Here is a 20,636-nt window from a genome sequence, read left to right on the forward strand (position 1 = left end):
GCACCGTCAAAAAAGTAAGTTTTCGATTATGCCCTGTTGAATGGCATGCCACAAGAACTAGATCAAAAAACAGCAATAATTTAGCTAAAAATGAGCAATTTGGCAGCAACTTTACCGATTAGCCCATTCTTTGTTGTCGATCTAAAAACAAGAATAATAAGCACCCTAAACTAAAAGTACTTAACCAACCTTGCATAAACTCATTAATAGATCGGCCTGTAAAGTAATAGGTGTCGGTATGCCAAACCTCATGAGGAATGTAACGGGCATAATCCCAAAGTGAAAATAAGCCTAAAAGTGTAGATAAAATAAACAGAGACCATGCAAAAATTTTAATTTTATGACTTATTTTCCAGTGCTGTTTATATTTTTGATAATAATGAATACTCATCCAGCCTAAAAAAGGTAATGCTAGAGCAGAAGAACCGAGTTGAAGTAGACGGTGCAAAGGATAGGGACGACCAAAGAAATGAACCGTTTGGGATAAAAAATCTTGGAAGATAAAAGTTCGAAAGTCAGAATGAGTAAGACCATCCCAAATGAGATGAGTGGCAATACCGATAATGAGTGCAAATATAATTCCAATTAAAAAGTAGATAAAACGTTTAAAAGAGTCTAATTTCAAATCATGCTGAATACCAAAAAAATGGTAAACCACAGGTCGATAAAGTAAATACCAAATGACGCAAAACAATAAACCTAATGCAAGGTTTGGGTAAAGCAAGCCCTTCCATTGATGAGTCAGCATACCTGACTGAACTGTAAATAAGCGGTAAAGGTCAGGTGTCATGCTGCCAATAGCTAGGGCGGCAACAGGCAGAGTGTTTCGACTTAGTTTAGCAATCGGTGGAGCAAGAACAGCATGAGAGATTGTAAAAGGCATTGGAAAACGAAGCTTCTCACATCATCAAAACAACGAGTCTAACGAAACATGCCTTTGGTTAATGTTTTTTATTGCAAAACATTTGGAATGTTATAATATAACGTAAAAAATATGGGGCATTGACTATGCAGCTCAAAACACAGCTTTTTGTTCTCTCATTATTATCACTTTCTATTCAGCAAGTGATGGCAGCGGATGACACAAATACTAAGGAAGAGAAACCTGCCGAATTGGCAACAATTACGGTTAAAGCAGAACCCACAGCACCAGCCAATAATACGTCTTTAGCAGAAGGTGCAACGAGTATTGGTAATGCCTTAAATGGTCAAGCAGGGGTTTATTCAGCTCAATATACAGGAGGGGCGAGCCGCCCTGTCATTCGTGGTCAAGACGGTACACGTGTCAAGATCGTACAAAACGGTGGCGATGTAATGGATGTTTCATCTGTATCGCCAGACCATGCCGTTACGGTTGATCCAAACTCTGCCCAAGATATTCAAATATTAAATGGTGCTGAAGCATTATTATATGGTGCAGGCTCTGTGGGGGGACTGGTAAATGTTGTTGATGAAAAAATTCCAACTAGCATGCCAGACAAGGGCTATCAAGGAAAAGCTGGTGTCCGCTACAACTCAGGTAGTGATGAGCTACTATATTCAGGGCAAGCGACAGTCGGTTTAGGGGACCATGTTGCGCTACGTGTCGGCGGTTTAAAGCGCGATGCGAATGACTATATCTTGCCTAGAGATTTACAAACAGACGAGCGTCGTCAGGATAGCACTTTTGCCGACTCTAAAAATTATAATGCTGGATTATCTTGGATTGGGGATCGTGGTTTTATCGGTGCTTCATTTAGCCAGCGTCATGATCAATATGGTATTCCTGCCGATAATGAGCTTTTTGGTTCATGTGAACGTGATGGCTTGCACCTCGTGTGTGGAACTGATGACCCATCAACCGAACATGAGCATGAGCACGAACATGATGCCTCATGGATTAATCTCAAAGAAAAGCGTTATGATTTAAAAGGTGAGTTAAGAGACCCGTTTGCAGGCTTTGCTAAAGTTGCAGCGCAAGCAAGCTATACCGACTATCAACATGAAGAAATGCATAATACTGATGTCGGAACAACTTTTAAAAGCAAAGGGATTGATAGCCGAGTTACATTAGAAAATAATGCTTGGGCGGGTTGGACAGGACAAATTGGCGCGCAATATACCCAACAAAAACTGAATATTGTTGGTGATGAGTCGATTATGGATCCAAGCAAAACCCAACGTTATAGCGTATTTGGTTTGCAACAAAAACAAATCAATAACGTCAATCTTGCAGTTTCTTCGCGTATTGACCATCAAACTATCGACATTGAGTCAGATCAAAAGAATTACACGGGTACTGGATATTCGGTTGCTGGTACAGCAAGCTGGGAATTTATTCCGCAATACAAATTGTCCCTCACAACATCACACCAAGAACGTTTGCCATTTGCTCAAGAGTTGTATTCGGACGGTGTGCATATGGCGACCAATACTTATGAGTTGGGTAATGATGACCTGAAGAAAGAGCGCTCAAATAATGTTGAGTTAGGTTTGCACTTTAATAATGATCTTTTGAAATACAACGTAAGCGTGTTCCATAACCGTTTTGATAATTTCATTTATGCTAATACATTGGATGATTTCCAAGGCTTCCGTCTTATTCAATATAGTCAAGATGCAGCTAAGTTCTATGGTGTCGATGCTGACCTAAGCTACCAAATTTCACCTGTATATAATTTAGGACTATTTGGTGATTATGTTCGCGGCAAAATTGATAATGAAAATGCACCACGTATTCCGGGTGGACGTTTAGGTACTAAAGTTAAAGCAGATTTTGGTGATGGATGGGATGGTTCTGCCGAGTATTATCATGTATTCAAACAAGATGATATTGCTAATTATGAAACCAAAGGGCAGAGCTATAACATGCTGAATTTAGGCGTTGGTTATAACGGCAAATATAGTAATATTGGTGATTACCGAGTGTTCTTAAATGCCAACAACTTGCTTGATAGCCGAATTTATCAACATGAGTCTTTCCTTGCAAATGTTCCACAAGTCGGACGTAATTTTACTGTCGGTGTAAACTTTAGTTTCTAAGGCCTAACACGAAACTAAACTTGAAAAATCAAGCTAAAAGACCTAATTTGGAATGATCAAGTTAGGTCTTTTTTATGCGTATTTTTCAGCGAATTCATCAAAAAATAAATTGGTCAGGGCGTCGTTATATGGCGGTATTACTTTGCGTTGTTGCTATTGCATATATTGCATCGGCAATTTACCACACAGTAAAACCATTACCACAGGGCATTAACTTTAGTGGCAAGCTTAGACATGCCGATGTCAAATTTTTAGCAGATAAAACTTATCTGGATGCCAATGGTCAACAGAAGCTTGATCAACATATTTTTGATGAAATTTTAAAAATGATTGATGAGGCAAAGACTACTATTGTGGTCGATATGTTTTTATTTAATTCAGAGGTGGGTGATTCAAAAATAAAGCAAAGACCATTGATGCAGGAACTTACTAATGCGTTGATTAGTAAAAAAAGACAAAACCGTCAAATCCAGATTGTATTAATTACTGACCCGATTAACTCAGTTTATGGCGGTTTAAGTCCGGAGCATTATCGGCAATTACGACAAGCCGGTGTTGATGTTATCGAAACGAATCTGGCACCTTTACGTGCTTCAAATCCACTTTGGTCTGGTTTTTGGTATATTTGTTGCCAAAATATCGGAAATAATCCAGACAAAGGTTGGTTACCCAATCCTTTTGGTAATGAAAAAATTACATTACGCAGTTATCTGAACCTATTTAATTTTAAAGCGAATCACCGTAAAACCTTGGTTGTTGATACTGACGCTGGTTGGAAATCATTGGTCACCTCAGCAAATCCACACGATGGTAGTTCGAGACACTCTAATGTGGCGTTGGTTGTAACAGGAGCCACAGCTACTGATATTCTTCAAACAGAAGCTGCTGTTGCGCAGATGTCTGGAAGTAGCTCACCATCACTCATTTTAGGTGACTTCGAAAAAGATATAACCAAGCCTCAGGTTCAAGTGTTAACTGAGGGCGCAATCTATGAATCTGTACTGAAACTAATTAATTCCGCTAAACCCAAAGAACATCTCGATCTAAGTATGTTCTATCTATCTGAACGCAAGATTATTCAAGCTCTAAAAAATGCACAAGCACGAGGGGTTATGGTTCGAGTTCTGCTTGATCCAAATAAAGATGCATTTGGAAGACAAAAGAATGGTATTCCAAACCGTCAGGTTGCTTCAGAACTACATACTGCTGGTATACCAATTCGCTGGTGTGACACGCATGGTGAACAGAACCATAGCAAAATGATTGTGAAATATAACGACCAGCAAGCTGAGTTGATTGTAGGTTCTGCCAATTTCACTGCTCGTAATTTAAAAAATTACAACCTTGAAACGGATATGTTGGTTATAGGCAAAGTTCAAGATCAAGTTTTTAAAGATGCTCAGGATTACTTCAATACTTCTTGGTCAAATCTACAAGGTAGACAGATGAGCGTCGATTATGCGAAGTATGCAGACGAGTCTAAAGTGAAGTATTGGATTTATCGCTTTATGGAATGGTCAGGGTTATCGACTTTTTAATCACTACCTTTGGAGTTTTCCAAAAAATGCCGTGTGCCTAGAGTCATCCACAACCTGAGCGAGGGAAAGCAAACATCGTTTGCTTCGAGCGCAAGACAAACAAAGTGCGTAGTTCAAACTCAAGCATAGCTTTCGCCTTGCGGTACGGCAAAGATTATTAATCTTTGCTATTCGCACCTCAGGTTTTGTGGATGACAAATGCTTTTGGTTACTTTGGGCAAAACCAAAGTAACGAATTAGCTACTACAAGTAGAACTTAAAGCGGTAAGACCCCGTCGTGCTAATTAAAAATAGAGAATAAAACTTGAAATATTTTAAGGTGTTGGCGGAATCAATTGATCCAAAGCCTTATCATCTAACTTTTCTATTTCACTCAAATCAGTCTTAATCTTCCACTGCGATTCATCATCTACCGGATTAGGTAAACGTGCTTCAAGCCAATCACATACGGCATCAGGGTTAAATTCAGGATGATTACATTGAATAATCCATGACAAAAAGTCTTTTGCTTCGCCATTCATATAAGGCGGTGGTGACACTGGAAAAAATAACGTAGGCAGACGTTCATTCGTCGATAGATAGTTTAAAACATGGCCGAGTTCTTGCACGGTTTGCCATGCAAGTGGGTGTTCTACATCAATACTGAACTTAAACCACCAAGCGTGTTCGCCATCTGCTCCATGCGCCATAATACGGGCTTCTTGTACACTTGGAACTTTGCAGAAAAATTGATGAAGACGTTCAAAACTGATTTCAGACACAGCAATTGACCTAGCTTAGAAAATGCTAATGGTAGCACAGATACAGATTCTTCATATTTTCTTTATAGTCATTACAAACAATATCAATCAAGCCTGTTTTATTCATGGTTTCTCCTTGACTCTCTTTTAATCTAGCTCTATATCAAGACAAAAGGGATGCACCATGAAAAAGCCAATCGTTCTTGTACTTTCAACTTTAATGTTGGGTATGTCTGCTACTGCGATGGCGGATTCAAATAATCGCTGGGATAACTATCACGGTAAAGACTATCGACATTATGAACAGCGCTACGATCATCGTTATGATCGACGCGATGACCATAGACCACCGGTTTGGTCAAATGCAAACCGTGGCCATGAATATGTTGTGTTCAAGCGAGGGGAGCGTATTCCTGTAGAATACCGTGATAACCGTTATTTTGTTTCGGACTGGCGTGCCCATCGTTTATATGAACCACCACGTGGATATCACTGGGTGAAAACACCGAATCAATATTTATTAGTTGATTCACATCACCAAGTTTATCGTGTGCGTTAAAACTAAAATATAAAAATGAAAAGGCCTCAATATTGAGGCCTTTTTTATGCTAATTCGTCATCTTGTGGTTGAGGAGTTTTTAAAGAGTTGGGTGTTTTTGAATGCTTTTCTTTCATTACAGATGGGTAGTGCCAAGAAGCAAAACGAACCACTAAAATTGAAATCGCTAAAATTAAAATTGAACCAGTAATAATCACTTGATCGATATCTGCTTTATGGTCATGTTGAATATCTGAAATCAGTAAACGCGTTAAGGCTGTAATCGCCACATAAATAAGAAAACGTACAGGCATATGATTGGTTTTAAAATAAATACCGACCATTGCGCCGAGTTCCAGATAAATAAATAACAATAAGATGTCATCGATTGAAGCATACTTTTTGACAGTTAAAATTTCATAAACTGTATGTGCTGCTGACCATGCCACCATACAACCGATAATGAATAAAGCCAAATAATGAAAAGCTTCAACGGCATAGTGACCAAACCGGTCGAGCGTTCTTTCAAACTTTTTCGGATCAGGCATAGTAAAATCTTTTTAATATGAGTATGCCTAGAAAATAAACAAATTTTATGCCAATAGAAATAGTAAATACAAAATAAAAAACGCCTGATTACTCAGGCGTTTTTTATAAAAATCTTAATTATGCTTGGTTTGTAAAGTAGTCTTCACTAAAGCCCATAATTAAGTCTGAACCAGCTTTGATTTTAGCAATACGTGCATCAATATCTGGCAAGATACGTTCAACAAAGTATTGAGCTAAAGCAAGTTTGTTTTGGTAGAAATCACCAGATTTATCTTTAGCAGCAGCTGCAATTTTTGCAAACATATAAGAGAAGCTGAGTAAGCCAACTGCATGTAAGTAATCAACAGCAGCAGCATTTGGGAAATCTACATTTTCAGCAGCTTGTTCAATAATAAACTGAGTGATTGCTTCAATTTCAGTTGCAGCATCTAAAGTTGCATCTTTAATGAAGTTCAAATCGGTGTCTAAATCATTTGCAAAGTCACGGATTTCTGTAATGTATTCAGCAATGAATGCACCGCCACATTTAATAGTTTTACGACCAATTAAATCTTGAGATTGAACGCCGTTGGTACCTTCGTAGATTTGCGCAATACGAAGATCACGAATACATTGTTCCATACCCCATTCACGAATATATCCATGACCACCAAATACCATCTGAGCATCTAAAGTTGCTTGGAATGCGGTATCTGTAAGGTAAGCTTTTGCGATTGGTGTTAAAAGCGCAACGCGATCATTCGCTTTTTTCACAGCTTCTGCATCAGTTGAGAACTTAGTGATATCGAGCTGTTGACCTACATAGACTGCAAATGCACGAGAAGCTTCGTTGTTTGCACGGACGTTAAGTAGCATACGACGTACATCACCATGTACTAAAATGCTATCAGCAGGTTTGTTTGGTGATTGGACACCAGCTGCACTACGGCCTTGTAAACGGTCAGTCGCATATTGAGCAGCATTTTGATAAGCAAATTCAGAAGCACCTAAACCTTGAATACCCATTGATAAACGTTCGTAATTCATCATAACGAACATCGCAGCGAGGCCTTCGTTTTCTTTACCAACGAGGTAACCTTTTGCGCCATCAAAGTTCATTACACAAGTAGCAGATGCTTTGATCCCCATTTTATGTTCAATAGAACCTGGGCCAACATGGTTGCGGTCACCTAAAGAACCATCTTCTTTTACAAGGTATTTCGGTACGATAAATAGTGAGATACCACGTGAACCAGCAGGAGCATCTGGAGTTTTAGCAAGTACCAAGTGAATGATGTTTTCTGCTAAATCGTTGTCACCGCCAGTGATGAAGATTTTAGTACCTGTAATGTTATAAGTACCGTCTTCATTACGTTCTGCTTTAGTTTTAATAATACCTAAGTCAGTACCTGCATGTGGTTCAGTCAAGCACATGGTACCTGACCATTCACCTGAATAAATCTTAGGTAAATAAGTTTCTTTTTGCTCTTGAGAAGCATAGCTACTTAAAGCCATACCAGCACCTACTGAAAGAAGCGGGTAGAGCATGAAAGATGGGTTTGTCGCAAATAACATTTCATCTGCAAGAACGGTCAGCATTTTTGGCATGCCTTGACCGCCCCATTCTTCATCTGCGCCTAAGCCAATCCAACCACCTTCTGCATATTGACGAAATGCATCTTTAAAGCCAGCAGGTGTAAAGACTTCGCCGTTTTCATAGCGAGCGCCTTCTTCATCACCAGTACGGTTTAATGGATGAGTCACGTTCTGAGCAAATTTAGCCATTTCTTCTAAAATTGCTTCAGCTGTTGCAGCATCTACATGAGCGAGTTTCTCATTAGACTGCCAAAATTGTTCTGCTTTAAATACATCATTTAAGATGAATTTCATATCAGCTAAAGGAGCATTGTAAATTGGCATAATCGTTCACCTTTTTTATGCACATCAACTTGTGCTAGATATCCTGTAAAACGAAATGGATATTGAATTTAAAGTCTAAATTTATCACTGATCTTATAAAAAAAGGACCGTCAAAACTGAGCAGTCCTTTTTTAGTTTTTAACATTGCATATCGCAACTAACTATGGTTAGAAAGCGAAATGTTCAGCATCTAATGACATCAATGGGTCTAAACCACCAGCAATAACGTCTACGTGAGAACGTACGCGTGGCAAGATTTTCTTGAAGTAGAAGCGAGCAGTCGTAACTTTCGCGTTATAGAAATCAACGTCAGTTGTACCTTCTGCTAATTTCTCTTGTGCTACAAGCGCCATACGAGCCCATAGATAAGCTAAAGTAACGTAACCAGCGAAGTAGAGGTAATCTACAGCAGCAGCGCCCACTTCATCCGGATTGTGCATTGCACGCATACCGATTTGCATAGTGAGGTCGCCCCATTCTTTGTTAAGCGCAGCAAGTGGCTCAACAAATTCTTTCATGGCAGCATTGTTTTTATTTGCTTCTACAAACTTGTGAACAATCTTAGTGAAATCACGAAGCATTGCACCTTGAGTTTGTAAAACTTTACGGCCTAATAAGTCTAGTGCTTGAATTTCAGTTGTACCTTCATACAAGCAGGCAATACGTGTATCACGTACGATTTGTTCCATGCCATGCTCAGAAATAAAGCCATGACCACCGAAGACTTGAACACCGTGCTTAGCAGACTCAGAACCTGTTTCAGTTAAGAATGCTTTTGCAATTGGAGTCAATAAAGACAAGATGTTGTCAGCAAACTTACGCTCTTCTTCAGTTTCGCCTTTTTCAACGATATCTGCATATTGAGCAAGTAAGTAAACAAGTGCACGACCGCCTTCAGCAAATGCTTTTTGAGTTAAAAGCATGTTGCGAACAGCAGGGTGAACAATAATTGGATCTGCTTCTTTTTCTGGAGCTTTAGGACCAGAAAGTGAACGCATTGCTAAACGCTCTTTCGCGTAAGCTAAAGCACCTTGGAAAGATGACTCAGATGCAGATAAACCTTGAACCGCAGTACCAATACGTGCTGTATTCATGAAGGTGAACATACAGTTCAAACCACGGTTTTCAGGTCCGATCAAGTAACCTTTAGCTTGGTCAAAGTTAATGACACAAGTTGCGTTACCATGGATACCCATTTTGTGTTCAATAGAACCACAACGTACTGCATTACGCTCGCCAATCGTTCCGTCTGCATTGACATTGAACTTAGGAACGATAAATAACGAAATACCTTTAGTCCCTTTTGGTGCACCTGGAAGGCGAGCAAGAACGATATGGATAATGTTTTCAGCCATATCATGTTCACCAGCAGAGATAAAGATTTTCTCGCCAGAGATTGCATAGCTACCATCTGCATTTGGTTCTGCTTTAGTACGGATAATACCTAAGTCTGAACCTGCATGAGATTCAGTTAAACACATCGTACCTGTCCAAACACCTGAAACAAGGTTTGGTAAGTAAGTATTTTTTTGTTCATCAGAACCATGATGTTCTAATGTACGTACTGCTCCGTGAGACAAGCCAGGGTACATACCCCATGCCCAGTTAGAGCTACCTACCATTTCTGAAATTGCGATACCTAAAGAGTTAGGTAAACCTTGACCGCCGTATTGTTCTTCTGCTGATAAAGACGGGAAGCCAAGTTCGATGTATTTTTGATAAGCTTCTTTAAAGCCTGTTGGTGTAGTAACAACACCATCATTCCAAGTACAACCTTCGCGGTCGCCAACTTGGTTTAAAGGAGAAAGTTCATTTTCACAGAAGTCTGCCGCAGCTTCTAAATATTGATCAACCAATTCACGGCTTACGTTACCTTGAAAGTCAGGTAATTTTGCATAGTGTTCTTCAGCATTTAATAATTCATGCAAAACAAATTGCATATCACGTAAGGGCGCTTTGTATTGTGGCATATCGGGTTCCTCAATACTGGTGAAACCAGAGTTATAATCCTAATCTACGATAATGTGCCATAAGAGGCACCTTGAACCATTACATCGTGCAACAACTTGCATAACTGTACAAGCACCTCAGGGCCTTTACTTTGTGACTGCAAAGTCAAGAAAAAAATACTTGAACTATGTAAGTGCTTTGAGTGTAAACACTTTTGGTGAAGTTTAGATGAGACAAATAGTCAAAATCGTAAGTAGTTATGTACACAAAAAAGGCGCCTATAGGCGCCTTTTATTGCAGTATTTTTAAAATTATTTTGCTTGTGGTGCTACTGGAGCTGGAGCATTCATTGGAGGTTGAGGACGCTTTGGCTCGAAACGAAGATTACAAGTCCCTTCAAGTGTTCTATCTCCAACTTGGACATTTACAGCTTGACCATTTGCCTTGCCTTCACATGCTTTTTGAATCTGTTCAAAACGAGCTTGACGTTCTGCGCGGTGCTGTTCCCACGCTGCTTTTTGCTCAGGTGTAAATTCACGATGTTTCATGCGGTGATGACCATCACGTGGACCATCTTTCATCATATGATGGTCTGAATTAGGCGTTTGAGGGTTTGATTGACAAGCTGCCAAACTGCCCATAGTTACAATTGCTGCACTGAATAATGCGATTTTAGCCGTCATTTTCATGTTTAAAGCCCTTTAATGTTTGTTTTAAGATGACTTAAAGATTAGATAATAAAGATGAAGAAACAATGGAGAGTTTTTCTTTTCGTTGTTGGTTACAATGCAAAATATAGGATAAAAATGAGAGAGTGCTTTTGAACGTTCTACGTGTTCCCATTGCATTGCGGCTATTTTTAACGGTCTTGCTTACCACGCTGTTAATTGCAACCGCAAGTTTGAGTGTTCTGCACTGGACAATGCAAAAGAACTTTGCCAAATATGTGGCCGATGTTGAAATGCAAAAGCTAGATCGGCTCATGACCAATCTTGGAAATGTTTATAACGTTTATCATGATTGGGGAAACGCGATTCAGGCCCAAATCTTACAAATTGAAGGAACAGCCGCTCCAGATGATTACGATCGTCTTTCACAGTGGTGGTTAAGACGCCAATATGACATTGCCATTCAGCAGCATTCTTTCGATGAACACACTCTCATTAATGTTTCTCCAGATGGTGCATCTCCAAATAAAAATTCTATTTTTAGCGATGAAGAGTTACGTACACTAGAAAAAAACTTACCTTCTGAATATCAACCATTTGAAGGTTTAAAATTCCCGTTAAGTGCTAACCAGTTTCGTCCACGTGATGACAATAAAAACAAGTCAAAAAGAGGAAGTCTCAAAGATATTGAGACACAAAATGGTAAGAAGCGCTTTATTGCTTTACCAGACCGTTTAGGCTTAAGTTCTCGTTTATCCTTATATGATGCCAAACATCAGTTTGTAGTGGGTGAACCGCCATCTTCAGATCAAATGTCGTACCGTCCCATCATCGTCAACAATGAGGTGGTAGGGTACTTAGGACTAAAACCAGTCCTAGATAAAGAAGATGCTTTAAGTATTAATTTCTTTAGTAATCAAAAGCGTTATTTACTTTTAATTTATGCCTTAACATTGCTGTCGAGTTTAGTTGCAGCACTTTTAATGGCAACTTATTTTAAAAAGCCAATTCAGCGTTTATTAAATGCAACAAATGAATTAACTAAAGGTAATTATCAGCATCAAGTTGTGATTAAACGAAATGATGAGTTAGGTGACTTATCAACTCAACTAAATCATTTAGCCGAGATTTTACATCAACATGAAGAATCACGACGTCAATGGGTTGCAGATACATCTCATGAGTTAAAAACACCATTAGCTGTATTGCAAGCGCAAATCGAGGCAATGCAAGATGGTATTCGAAAGGCGACTCCTGAACATCTCGATGCCATGATGCGACAAGTTTCAAGCTTAAAGAAACTCACTCAAGATCTTGCAGACTTGGCACAGGCCGATGCCCAGCAACTTAAATGCTATTTAAGTTCGGTCAACCCTTGGGATGTTGTACTGCAAGAAGTCGAAAATTTCAGACCTAAACTCGAACAGGCAGAGCTGGAAATTGAGGTGGAAGGTGAGGGCGTTCCATTATTATTAGACCGTGATCGCTTTAAACAAATTATTGTTAATTTAATTAGTAATAGTATTCGTTATACCGAAACAGGTGGAAAGATTCATATTCATACAAGTCAAACGTCTCAGGAGTGGACTTTATATGTCGATGACAGTCCGTTTGGTTTAAGTGATGAGCAATTATCACGTTTAGGTGAACGTTTTTATCGTGTAGATGATTCGCGCACGCGTAGTACAGGTGGAACAGGACTAGGCTTAGCTTTATCTTGTAAAATTGCGCAAGCGCTTGGTGGTACACTAAGTTTTGAACACTCACCATTAGGTGGTTTACGTTGTGTACTTACCTTTAAAAAGCAGAGTTAAATAAAAGGAAAAATGGCCCATGAAACATGTAATGTTGGTTGAAGATGAAGTCGAGTTAGCGCATCTGGTGCGTGATTATCTTGAGGCTGCTGGTTTCGAAGTAAGCATGTTTCATGATGGTCAAGATGCTTATACGAGCTTTCAACAACGTAAACCTAATTTAATGATTCTGGACTTAATGGTTCCAAGAATGGATGGTTTAACGATTTGCCGTAAGGTACGTGAACAGTCAGACTTACCAATTATTATGGTAACTGCACGTACTGAAGAAATTGACCGTGTTTTAGGGCTAAATATGGGAGCAGATGATTATGTGTGCAAACCTTTTAGTCCAAAAGAGTTAGTTGCCCGTGTACAAGCAGTTTTACGCCGTTTGGAACGTAAGGCTGAGCCAGAACAAAATGATTCGTTCCGCATCGATAAAGCCCAACAAAGAATTTGGTATCAACAAAAATCTTTAAGTTTAACGCCGACAGAATTTCGCCTACTTGAGCTATTTTTAGAACATGTGGGGCAAGTTTATTCACGTGCACAATTATTAGACCATATTAATCCGGATAGCTTTGATGTTGCTGACCGAGTTATTGATAGCCATATTAAAAACTTGCGTCGAAAAATCACGGAAGTGGCGGAAACTGGTAACCGTCATGAGTGGATTCAAGCTGTTTACGGTGCAGGGTATCGCTTCGAATATCCTGAAGAATAATTGCTTAGAAAAGTTATTCTGTGGATAACCACAATGTTATCCACAGAAAATGTGGATAAAAAATTAAGACGAACAGCTCACTGCTACATCAGGTACATCGCTTGGCAATGGCCCTAAGTCTTCAGGTTTTTCCAAATCTGGTTGTCTTGTATAAGGATGATTGAGTAACTTAAACAAACGGTCTACTTCACTAAAATCATCTCGCTCCGCTGCTTCAATCGCTCGCTGTGCCATATGATTACGTAAAATATAAATCGGATTTGCTTCTTGCATGTTCGCATCAAGTTCATCGGTATCTTGATGTTCACGAATATTTTCGTATTGCGTAAGGAAAGCATCAAATTGTCGAATATCAAGGCAATCATCACGTAAAACCTTATACTCTTTATTTTGAAGGCGAATAAAGCTTTGAGTGTAATCAAGCTGCTCTGTTTGCAAAATACGTAAAAAGCTTAAGCCGCATTCAGTACTGTCTTTATGAAAATGAGGAAGCCCCATTTTTTTGCATAACCCAGTGGTGTAATGCTCAATAAAAGTGGGTTCAAATTCTTCTAGACAAGCGGCCAACGCTTCTTTGAATTGCTCCTTTTGCTCAGGCTCAGCAAGTGGAATGAGATTATTTAACCAAGTCCATAAATTCCAGTGCGCAATACTCGGTTGGTTTTGATAGGTATAACGTCCTTGGTAATCAGAATGGTTGTTAATCCAGTTTGGACGGAAACGTTCCATAAAACCGTATGGGCCAAAATCGAGTGTAGAGCCCGTAATATTTAAGTTGTCAGTATTCATCACACCGTGAGCAAAACCGACCAATTGCCATTTAGCAATCATAATGGCTGTATTTCTAATCACAGCTTTAGCAAAAGCTAAAATAGGCTGTTCTTCTTGTTGACATTCTGGATAGTGCCATTCAATGCATTTTTGAGTGAACTCAGCCAATAACTCAGGCGCATATTGATTGATCCATTCAAAATGCCCTAAACGAATATGGCATTCAGATGTTCTAAGCAGCATTGCACCAGGTTCTAGTTTTTCACGTTGTACACCTTGGGTAGAGCTTGTAAAACCTACTGCATGACTCGAGGCGACTCCTAGAGCATTTAAGGCATGACCTGCTAAATATTCGCGAATAACTGAACGTAAAACTGCTCGGCCATCTCCCATGCGTGAATAAGGGGTAGGGCCTGCACCCTTCAAATGCAAATCGATGGTTTGACCTTTTTTATTCAGAATTTGTCCAATGAGTAAACCGCGTCCGTCGCCTAGCTGACCTGCCCATTGTCCAAATTGATGGCCTGCATAAACCATTGCTAAAGGTGGAAACTCTGGGAAAGTCCGCTGGCCACTACAGATCTCAACCCATGCTTCTTTTTCTTCATCCGTCCATTGTAATTCTTCGGCTAAAGCTAAATTAAAGTGTCCAGCCTTTGCACCGCGAAGAGGGGAAGGCGGCTGTATATGAAAAAGCTTAGAATTGAGTGATGAATAAAGCGGATTAAATTGCATAGGCTGGACTAAATATTTGAGGCGAACTTCACTATACCATAGTTAAAAACGAGCCAAAAAAATAGCGCCTGCAAAGCATGGCTTTACAGGCGCTATTTCGAACTAGAGACGTATTAGTCTGGTACGACGTTTGTGTTCTTTTTAATGTTGCGCATTAAAGTTTCTAGACACTCACGGTGATGACTCAAACGATGTTCAAGCAATTGGAAATCAACTTTTAACTTATGATCTATTTTATGAATCTTTTCAGCCATTGCTGCTTTCTTTGCTTGTAACTCTTGTTCTTTGAGTTTCGCCCAGTCATTTAAAGTATGCGTAAATGCTTCATATTCTTGAGCAATACGTTGCTTCATTTGACTAATGTCGGCATTTACATCGTGGCCATAAATCGCAAGATCTTGTTCAGCATATTTAAACTTCATTGCCAATTCTGCTTTTTTAATATTAAAGCTTGGAATACGACGTAGGTTCTTTGCTAAACCAACTTTAGAACATGTCCAAATTAGCCATTTTGTTGGGTCATATTGCCACCATTTTACCCCATTACGATAGTCGTACTGGAAAATATGGTGATAGTTATGGTAACCCTCGCCCCATGTTGCAATCGCTAACCAGAAGTTATCGCGTGCTGAGTTTTCATCGGTATAAGGACGTTTACCAAACATATGGCAAAGAGAGTTAATGAAGAAAGTTACTTGATGGCTAATGATTAAACGTACTAAACCACCGAGAAGAACAACTCCCCATAAATCGCCAGTTGCCCAGCCGACTAAACCTAAAATACCAACGTGAACTGCTACGACAAGTAAAGCATAGTATTTATGCTGGAACATCACCAGTTTGTCATTGAGTAAATCAGGCGCATTTTTAAAGTCTGGCTCAGATGGAGAATGATCGCGAATCATCCAACCCATATGGGCATACCAGAATCCACGTTCAATTGAATATGGATCTTCATCCACATCGTCAACATGGCGATGGTGGGTACGGTGACCAGATGCCCAAAACAGAATACTGTTTTGTACAGCAAATGTGCCGCCAATCATTAAAAGAATTTTAAGAGGTAACGACGCTTCATAAGCACGATGTGCCCAAAGACGGTGATAACCAGCAGTAATCCCCATGCTACTTAAAGCTAAAAGAAAAAATAAGCTTACCCATGCGCTTACACTAAAATCATAATAATACGCGTAAATCGGGATTATGATTGCAGCAAGAATTGGTAAACCAATTAAGGTAATGCTAGCGGTCCAGTTAATTGGGGCCTTGAGTGGGGCGGAAGTCATATCCGGCAGCGCTCCTAGAAACCTTGTCATACAAGGTAAAAAGACAAAACGACATAGCAAAACCAATCATCAAGATTTATTGCTATTTTGCACACCATATTAGCACGTGCATAGTGAGAATCACTAACATTATTGTACAGATGTATCGAAAGAACCGTAACAGAATTAAACCATGCTTGGCAACATTTCAGATAGGAGAAGTTGTGTAATGAAAATACAGCGATTGAGAAAAAAGAATAGCATTGATATTGCAGGAAAATTGCCATTGAAATGTCTTTTCATCGCAATCAGCCTTGTATTGGCAGCATGTCAAAGCGCGCCGCAACAAAATGTTCAAAAAGGCCATGTAAAACCCATACACCATGCACAAACTCCGGTAGTTAAAAAGAAAGTGAGCCCGGAAGGTGTTCAAGATATTGATTGGCAAATCACTCAGATTAATGGTCATAAGGCAAAATTCTTTAACCAATGGCCGACTCTTTCACTGAACTCAGCAGTCAAAACTGTAACTGGTCATACCGGATGTAATCGTATTTTTGGACGATACACTTTTGATTTCAACCAAAAGAAACTTGATATGGAAGTTAATGCGGGACATTCAAGTTGTGATGGTGCTTTGGCACAAGAAGCAGAACTAGTTGATTCCTTACAACGTATTCAACGCTTCCAGTTGGTAGGTAATACCCTATATTTACTTGATCAGAATGGACAACGCCTGATTCAGGCCGAGAAAAAATAAAAGGTGGTTAATACCACCTTTTTTCATTTAGAGTGTTTCGAGCATTGTTGTAGGAATATCTGTAATTAAGCCCTGAATATCTAAATCACGTAGCTTCTTCGCTCTTTCTACATCATTTACTGTCCAGACACTAATGTTTAAACCTGCTTGGTGAGACAATTGAATCATTTCATCTGTAGCAAGCTGGTCATACCAACCAATATGACAGCAACCAAATTGATGAGCGAGTTCAATCGCTGTAGCTCCAACCGGAAGTTCAACTAGCAAACCGCGTTTAAATTGAGAGTTGATATCACGTAAGGCAGTTAGAATTTGAAGATCGAAACTTGTAATAGTCACGACTTTTTCATACCCCTGTAATTCAGACTCAAGCTTTTGAACTATCTTTTCTGCAAATGCCATATCTCTGACAGCTTTAACCTCAACTTCAATATGATCAAAGTTATCAAGTAAATTTAGAACGCCTGTAAGAGTAGGGGTTGGCTCTGAATTTGGCCAATTGGGCCAGTTTTGTCGATGATCAAATGATAAAGCTTGAGCCAAAGTGGATTGCTCAACAATTTGGTTGACTCCAGCTGTACGTAAAAAATTATCATCATGAATAACGACCAGTTCTTGGTCCTGAAGCTGGCGAATATCAAATTCGACACCACGAATACCTAAATTTTTTATGTGCTGAAAACCGCCTAATGTATTTTCAGGGGCTTCTCGGCGTGCACCACGATGACCAATAATGCGCATAATTTTCTTCTATTCAGTTATTGTTGGTTATGATCTCTTCAAAAGTAGAGACCATACTTAAGTTAGTCTATTTTTAAATAATCTCATTAATATTTTTTTGCCAAAGGACTTCTTGTCCACCTTCTGCACGTTGTAAAGCACGAGATGCGACAAATAACCAGTCAGATAGGCGGTTTAAAAGTTGGAGTGCTGTGGCTTGAATATTTTGATCACGAGTCTGTACCGACATAAGTGATCGTTCTGCACGACGGCAAACAGCACGCGCTTGATGAGCGTAACTGCAAGATAAAGAGCCAGATGGCAGAATAAACTCTTTCAGCATAGGCAAATCTTCATTCATACGATCAATTTCTTTTTCCAGAAATTCAATACAAATGGGCTGAAGCAAATTGTAATTGGGAATACAAACTTCGCCGCCTAAATCGAAAAGCCAATGTTGGATCAAGCTCAGGCTTTTGTCCCAATCTGCTTTATTAGTCACTTGGCTGGCTGTGATTTGTGCACGCAGTACACCAATAATGGCATTGAGTTCATCGACATCACCAAGTGCCGCAATTCGTAAATCATCTTTGGCAACACGAGAGCCATCGCCTAAACCTGTTGTACCTGAATCGCCTGTGCGTGTATAGATTTTGCTTAAACGGTGTCCCATGATGGATATCCTGAACATAAAAAAGGGGATAATGTCGGTCAGAACATTACCCCGAAACTGGAGTTAAGAAAATATTTTTATAATGAGGGTGAAAAATTAATAGCGGAAAGTTACGCCAACAGAAGCTTGGCGGCCTCCATCTACATACCAATTTCCAAAGTTGTAAACTGTTTTGTAATCTACATCGCCTACATTTTGAATATTGGTAAATAATTTTACGTTTGGATTGATATTCCAGTAAGCATTTAGGTCGACAGTAGCATAGCCAGGGACTTTCTGCGGATTAGCGCTATTCTGAGCATTAGAGCTAGAACGGGCAATAAGGGAAGCGCTAATACCGTAAACAGTATTTTCTAAACCAGTAGTTAAGGTAAGGGTTTGCTTAGGACGATACGCAATTTCTAAACCAGATTCTTTATTCTCTGTTTTTACATAGGCATATTCAGTTGATAAGAACAGATCTTGCTGTTTCCATTTTAAACCGACTTCACCACCTGTAAATTCTGCTTTATTTATATTTTCATAATTAGCAACGGTAGCAAAGGTTACAGGATTAAATACAGTATTGGTTGTGATTAAGTTTTTAACTTTAGTTTGATAAGCCGAAATCGAACCAGATAAATGACTATTAAATTGATGATCTGCACCAATTTCATAAGAAAAACTTTCTTCTGGTTTTAAATTTTGATTACCATATGAATAGTAATTCCATGCTGGATTTTCATAAAAATAATAGAGTTCTGATAAGGATGGTGCTCTAAAGGCGGTTCCGATATTGGCATAAATACTAGTTGTCGGAAGTAGGAAGTAACGGATAGCACCTTGACCAACAGTATGTGTTCCGAACTTTTCATTGTCCTCTAAGCGAACGCCTAACTGTGTACTAATCTTATCAGTTTTATATTGGTGTTGAAGATAATAACCAGCGGAATCAATATTTTGTTTTCCATTTAATATGGACGCATCTTTATATTCAGTTTTATCAATACTTGTACCAGCTAAGATGTTTTGCGTTGGTGTAAATTGCCATTTGATATTTAAATCCCCTTCATTACGTTTAGTATCTGCGTGATAAGGTGAGGATTCATGGTACTCTTCGTTATCTTTGAAATTAGAATAACGTGCATTAATAGTGACATCAGATGTCGCTTTATATTCAACTTTTGTTGTGATTAATTGATTATCAAACTCTCTTCTTGCAGCATTATTCACACCACTATTTTCTGAGTAGTTGTTATTACCCTTATTTTGGCTGATTTCAACGCTGGCATTTAAGTCATTTTTATTGTTGTAACCTAATTTTGCACTATAACCTTTTTGGTCATAAGCTGCTTTCATATTCTCTGGTTGACTATCAAATATACGAGTACCATCGCTTTCCAAACGTTGTCCGCGAATTTGAGCATAGAATCCTTCATCACTGACTAAATCTGCCCCTACAATTGCTTTATAGGTTTTATTTTCACCATAAATACCTGTAATAAATGCAGAGTTCTTTTGAGGGGTAGCCGTAATCATTTGAATTACACCCCCGATAGCATCACTACCGTATTGTACAGATGATGGGCCTTTTAGAACTTCAATGCGCTCAACATCAGTTGTATCCAAGAACTCAGGATAGATAGGAGATAGTGTATTTGGTGTATTTAAGCGAGCACCATCTTTAAGTAATAAAATATGATTTGGGTTAGTGCCTCGAATAGAGAGGTTTGTACCTTGTCCAAGACCGCCATTTTGTTTGATATAAACAGAAGCATCTTTTTGGATGAGATCAGATAAATTGAGTGCGGGATTCTGCTCAATGGTTTTTTCATCAATCACGGAAATACGAGCCGGAACTTCACTTGCTTTTTCAGCACTTTTAGAAGCAGTTACCACAATTGGATCAAGCTGAGTTGCGTTTATTGTATCTTCAGCAAAAATAATAGGCGAACACCCCATCGCAATAGCGATAGCACCTACCAGACGAGTAGGTTGAAAAGACTTAGACATAACATGCTCCATACATTCACCCCACGTGAATGATCGGGTAGATAGATGAAACAAGCAGGTCTCCGGACTTCAGCGCCATAATTCATTTATGGACATATTCACCTTCCCACATCACTGCAGTGGTGTAAGTCGATCTCGACTTAAAAAATATGCTTTACATTGTTACCGTTGCGGGGGCAGTGCCGGACTTTCACCAGCTTCCCTAAAGCATCAATTGCTTACACTTGCTTCCATTTGAACGCAGTATAAAGTGCTGAATTGCTTCCTACAATGTCATTTCGAGCAATTCCCGGAGAA

Annotated in this window: 17 protein-coding genes and 1 riboswitch; of the genes, 6 read left to right on the forward strand and 11 right to left on the reverse strand. The window is 39.2% G+C overall.

From position 1 onward, the window contains the following. Positions 1–118: 118 nt before the first annotated feature. A complete protein-coding gene (locus tag J678_RS14200; RefSeq protein WP_031955800.1) occupies positions 119–883 on the reverse strand; it encodes a DUF4184 family protein in 765 nt (254 codons plus the stop codon). A gap of 125 nt (positions 884–1,008) precedes the next feature. On the opposite strand from J678_RS14200, the gene znuD reads away from it, so the two are divergent. Both znuD and J678_RS14210 read left to right on the forward strand, forming a co-directional pair. Then, positions 1,009–3,021 carry a zinc piracy TonB-dependent receptor ZnuD gene (znuD, locus tag J678_RS14205; RefSeq protein WP_004885285.1) on the forward strand — a complete coding sequence of 671 codons (2,013 nt, stop codon included), beginning with the start codon at positions 1,009–1,011 and terminating at the stop codon, positions 3,019–3,021. Positions 3,022–3,095: 74 nt separating this feature from the next. After that, positions 3,096–4,559 carry a phospholipase D family protein gene (locus tag J678_RS14210; RefSeq protein WP_004711967.1) on the forward strand — a complete coding sequence of 488 codons (1,464 nt, stop codon included), beginning with the start codon at positions 3,096–3,098 and terminating at the stop codon, positions 4,557–4,559. 314 nt (positions 4,560–4,873) lie between these two features. Here the strand turns inward: J678_RS14210 and J678_RS14215 are convergent, their stop codons facing one another. Further along, positions 4,874–5,320, reverse strand: a complete 447-nt coding sequence (locus J678_RS14215) for a hypothetical protein (protein WP_004711969.1) — start codon at positions 5,318–5,320, stop codon at positions 4,874–4,876. Positions 5,321–5,483: 163 nt separating this feature from the next. On the opposite strand from J678_RS14215, the gene J678_RS14220 reads away from it, so the two are divergent. Continuing rightward, a complete protein-coding gene (locus J678_RS14220; protein ID WP_002051261.1) occupies positions 5,484–5,858 on the forward strand; it encodes an RcnB family protein in 375 nt (124 codons plus the stop codon). 44 nt (positions 5,859–5,902) lie between these two features. Here the strand turns inward: J678_RS14220 and J678_RS14225 are convergent, their stop codons facing one another. The 4 genes from J678_RS14225 to J678_RS14240 all read right to left on the reverse strand — a co-directional run bounded on the left by J678_RS14225 (position 5,903) and on the right by J678_RS14240 (position 10,924). After that, positions 5,903–6,385: a phosphate-starvation-inducible protein PsiE gene (locus tag J678_RS14225; protein WP_004885289.1), complete on the reverse strand. Its 483-nt coding sequence runs from the start codon at positions 6,383–6,385 to the stop codon at positions 5,903–5,905. A gap of 118 nt (positions 6,386–6,503) precedes the next feature. Then, positions 6,504–8,285 carry an acyl-CoA dehydrogenase C-terminal domain-containing protein gene (locus J678_RS14230; RefSeq protein ID WP_016804539.1) on the reverse strand — a complete coding sequence of 594 codons (1,782 nt, stop codon included), beginning with the start codon at positions 8,283–8,285 and terminating at the stop codon, positions 6,504–6,506. Positions 8,286–8,452: 167 nt separating this feature from the next. Next, positions 8,453–10,255, reverse strand: coding sequence for an acyl-CoA dehydrogenase C-terminal domain-containing protein (locus J678_RS14235; protein ID WP_031955799.1), 1,803 nt, complete (start codon positions 10,253–10,255; stop codon positions 8,453–8,455). Positions 10,256–10,546: 291 nt separating this feature from the next. Continuing rightward, positions 10,547–10,924, reverse strand: a complete 378-nt coding sequence (locus J678_RS14240) for a hypothetical protein (protein ID WP_004711976.1) — start codon at positions 10,922–10,924, stop codon at positions 10,547–10,549. A gap of 131 nt (positions 10,925–11,055) precedes the next feature. On the opposite strand from J678_RS14240, the gene baeS reads away from it, so the two are divergent. Both baeS and J678_RS14250 read left to right on the forward strand, forming a co-directional pair. Beyond that, the gene (gene baeS / locus J678_RS14245; RefSeq protein WP_031944210.1) at positions 11,056–12,717 is read left to right on the forward strand and encodes a sensor histidine kinase efflux regulator BaeS; all 1,662 of its coding nucleotides are present in this window, start codon (positions 11,056–11,058) and stop codon (positions 12,715–12,717) included. Between the two features lie 19 nt (positions 12,718–12,736). Continuing rightward, positions 12,737–13,423 (forward strand): response regulator, encoded by a 687-nt coding sequence (locus J678_RS14250; protein WP_031955797.1) that lies wholly within the window; start codon positions 12,737–12,739, stop codon positions 13,421–13,423. 63 nt (positions 13,424–13,486) lie between these two features. Here the strand turns inward: J678_RS14250 and J678_RS14255 are convergent, their stop codons facing one another. Together J678_RS14255 and J678_RS14260 are read right to left on the reverse strand one after the other, a co-directional pair. Continuing rightward, entirely contained in the window at positions 13,487–14,929 is a 1,443-nt protein-coding gene (locus J678_RS14255) for a protein adenylyltransferase SelO (protein ID WP_031955796.1), read from the reverse strand. A gap of 113 nt (positions 14,930–15,042) precedes the next feature. Beyond that, a complete protein-coding gene (locus J678_RS14260) occupies positions 15,043–16,215 on the reverse strand; it encodes an acyl-CoA desaturase (RefSeq protein ID WP_031955795.1) in 1,173 nt (390 codons plus the stop codon). A 208-nt stretch (positions 16,216–16,423) separates the two neighbouring features. Here J678_RS14260 and J678_RS14265 point away from each other — a divergent pair, with 208 nt between their 5' ends. Then, positions 16,424–16,954, forward strand: a complete 531-nt coding sequence (locus J678_RS14265; protein ID WP_002051369.1) for an META domain-containing protein — start codon at positions 16,424–16,426, stop codon at positions 16,952–16,954. A 27-nt stretch (positions 16,955–16,981) separates the two neighbouring features. On the opposite strand, the gene J678_RS14270 is transcribed toward J678_RS14265, so the two are convergent. The 3 genes from J678_RS14270 to J678_RS14280 form a co-directional block, all read right to left on the reverse strand. Beyond that, positions 16,982–17,695, reverse strand: a complete 714-nt coding sequence (locus J678_RS14270; protein WP_031955794.1) for a glycerophosphodiester phosphodiesterase — start codon at positions 17,693–17,695, stop codon at positions 16,982–16,984. A 73-nt stretch (positions 17,696–17,768) separates the two neighbouring features. Beyond that, positions 17,769–18,347, reverse strand: coding sequence for a cob(I)yrinic acid a,c-diamide adenosyltransferase (locus tag J678_RS14275; protein WP_004885306.1), 579 nt, complete (start codon positions 18,345–18,347; stop codon positions 17,769–17,771). 96 nt (positions 18,348–18,443) lie between these two features. After that, complete coding sequence (locus J678_RS14280) at positions 18,444–20,351, reverse strand: TonB-dependent receptor plug domain-containing protein (protein WP_079377339.1); 1,908 nt, start codon at positions 20,349–20,351, stop codon at positions 18,444–18,446. Between the two features lie 23 nt (positions 20,352–20,374). Beyond that, positions 20,375–20,582: riboswitch (cobalamin riboswitch) on the reverse strand. Positions 20,583–20,636 lie beyond the last annotated feature (54 nt).

Source organism: Acinetobacter sp. 1424608 (assembly GCF_000588255.1).
Taxonomy (GTDB): Bacteria; Pseudomonadota; Gammaproteobacteria; order Pseudomonadales; family Moraxellaceae; genus Acinetobacter; species Acinetobacter nosocomialis.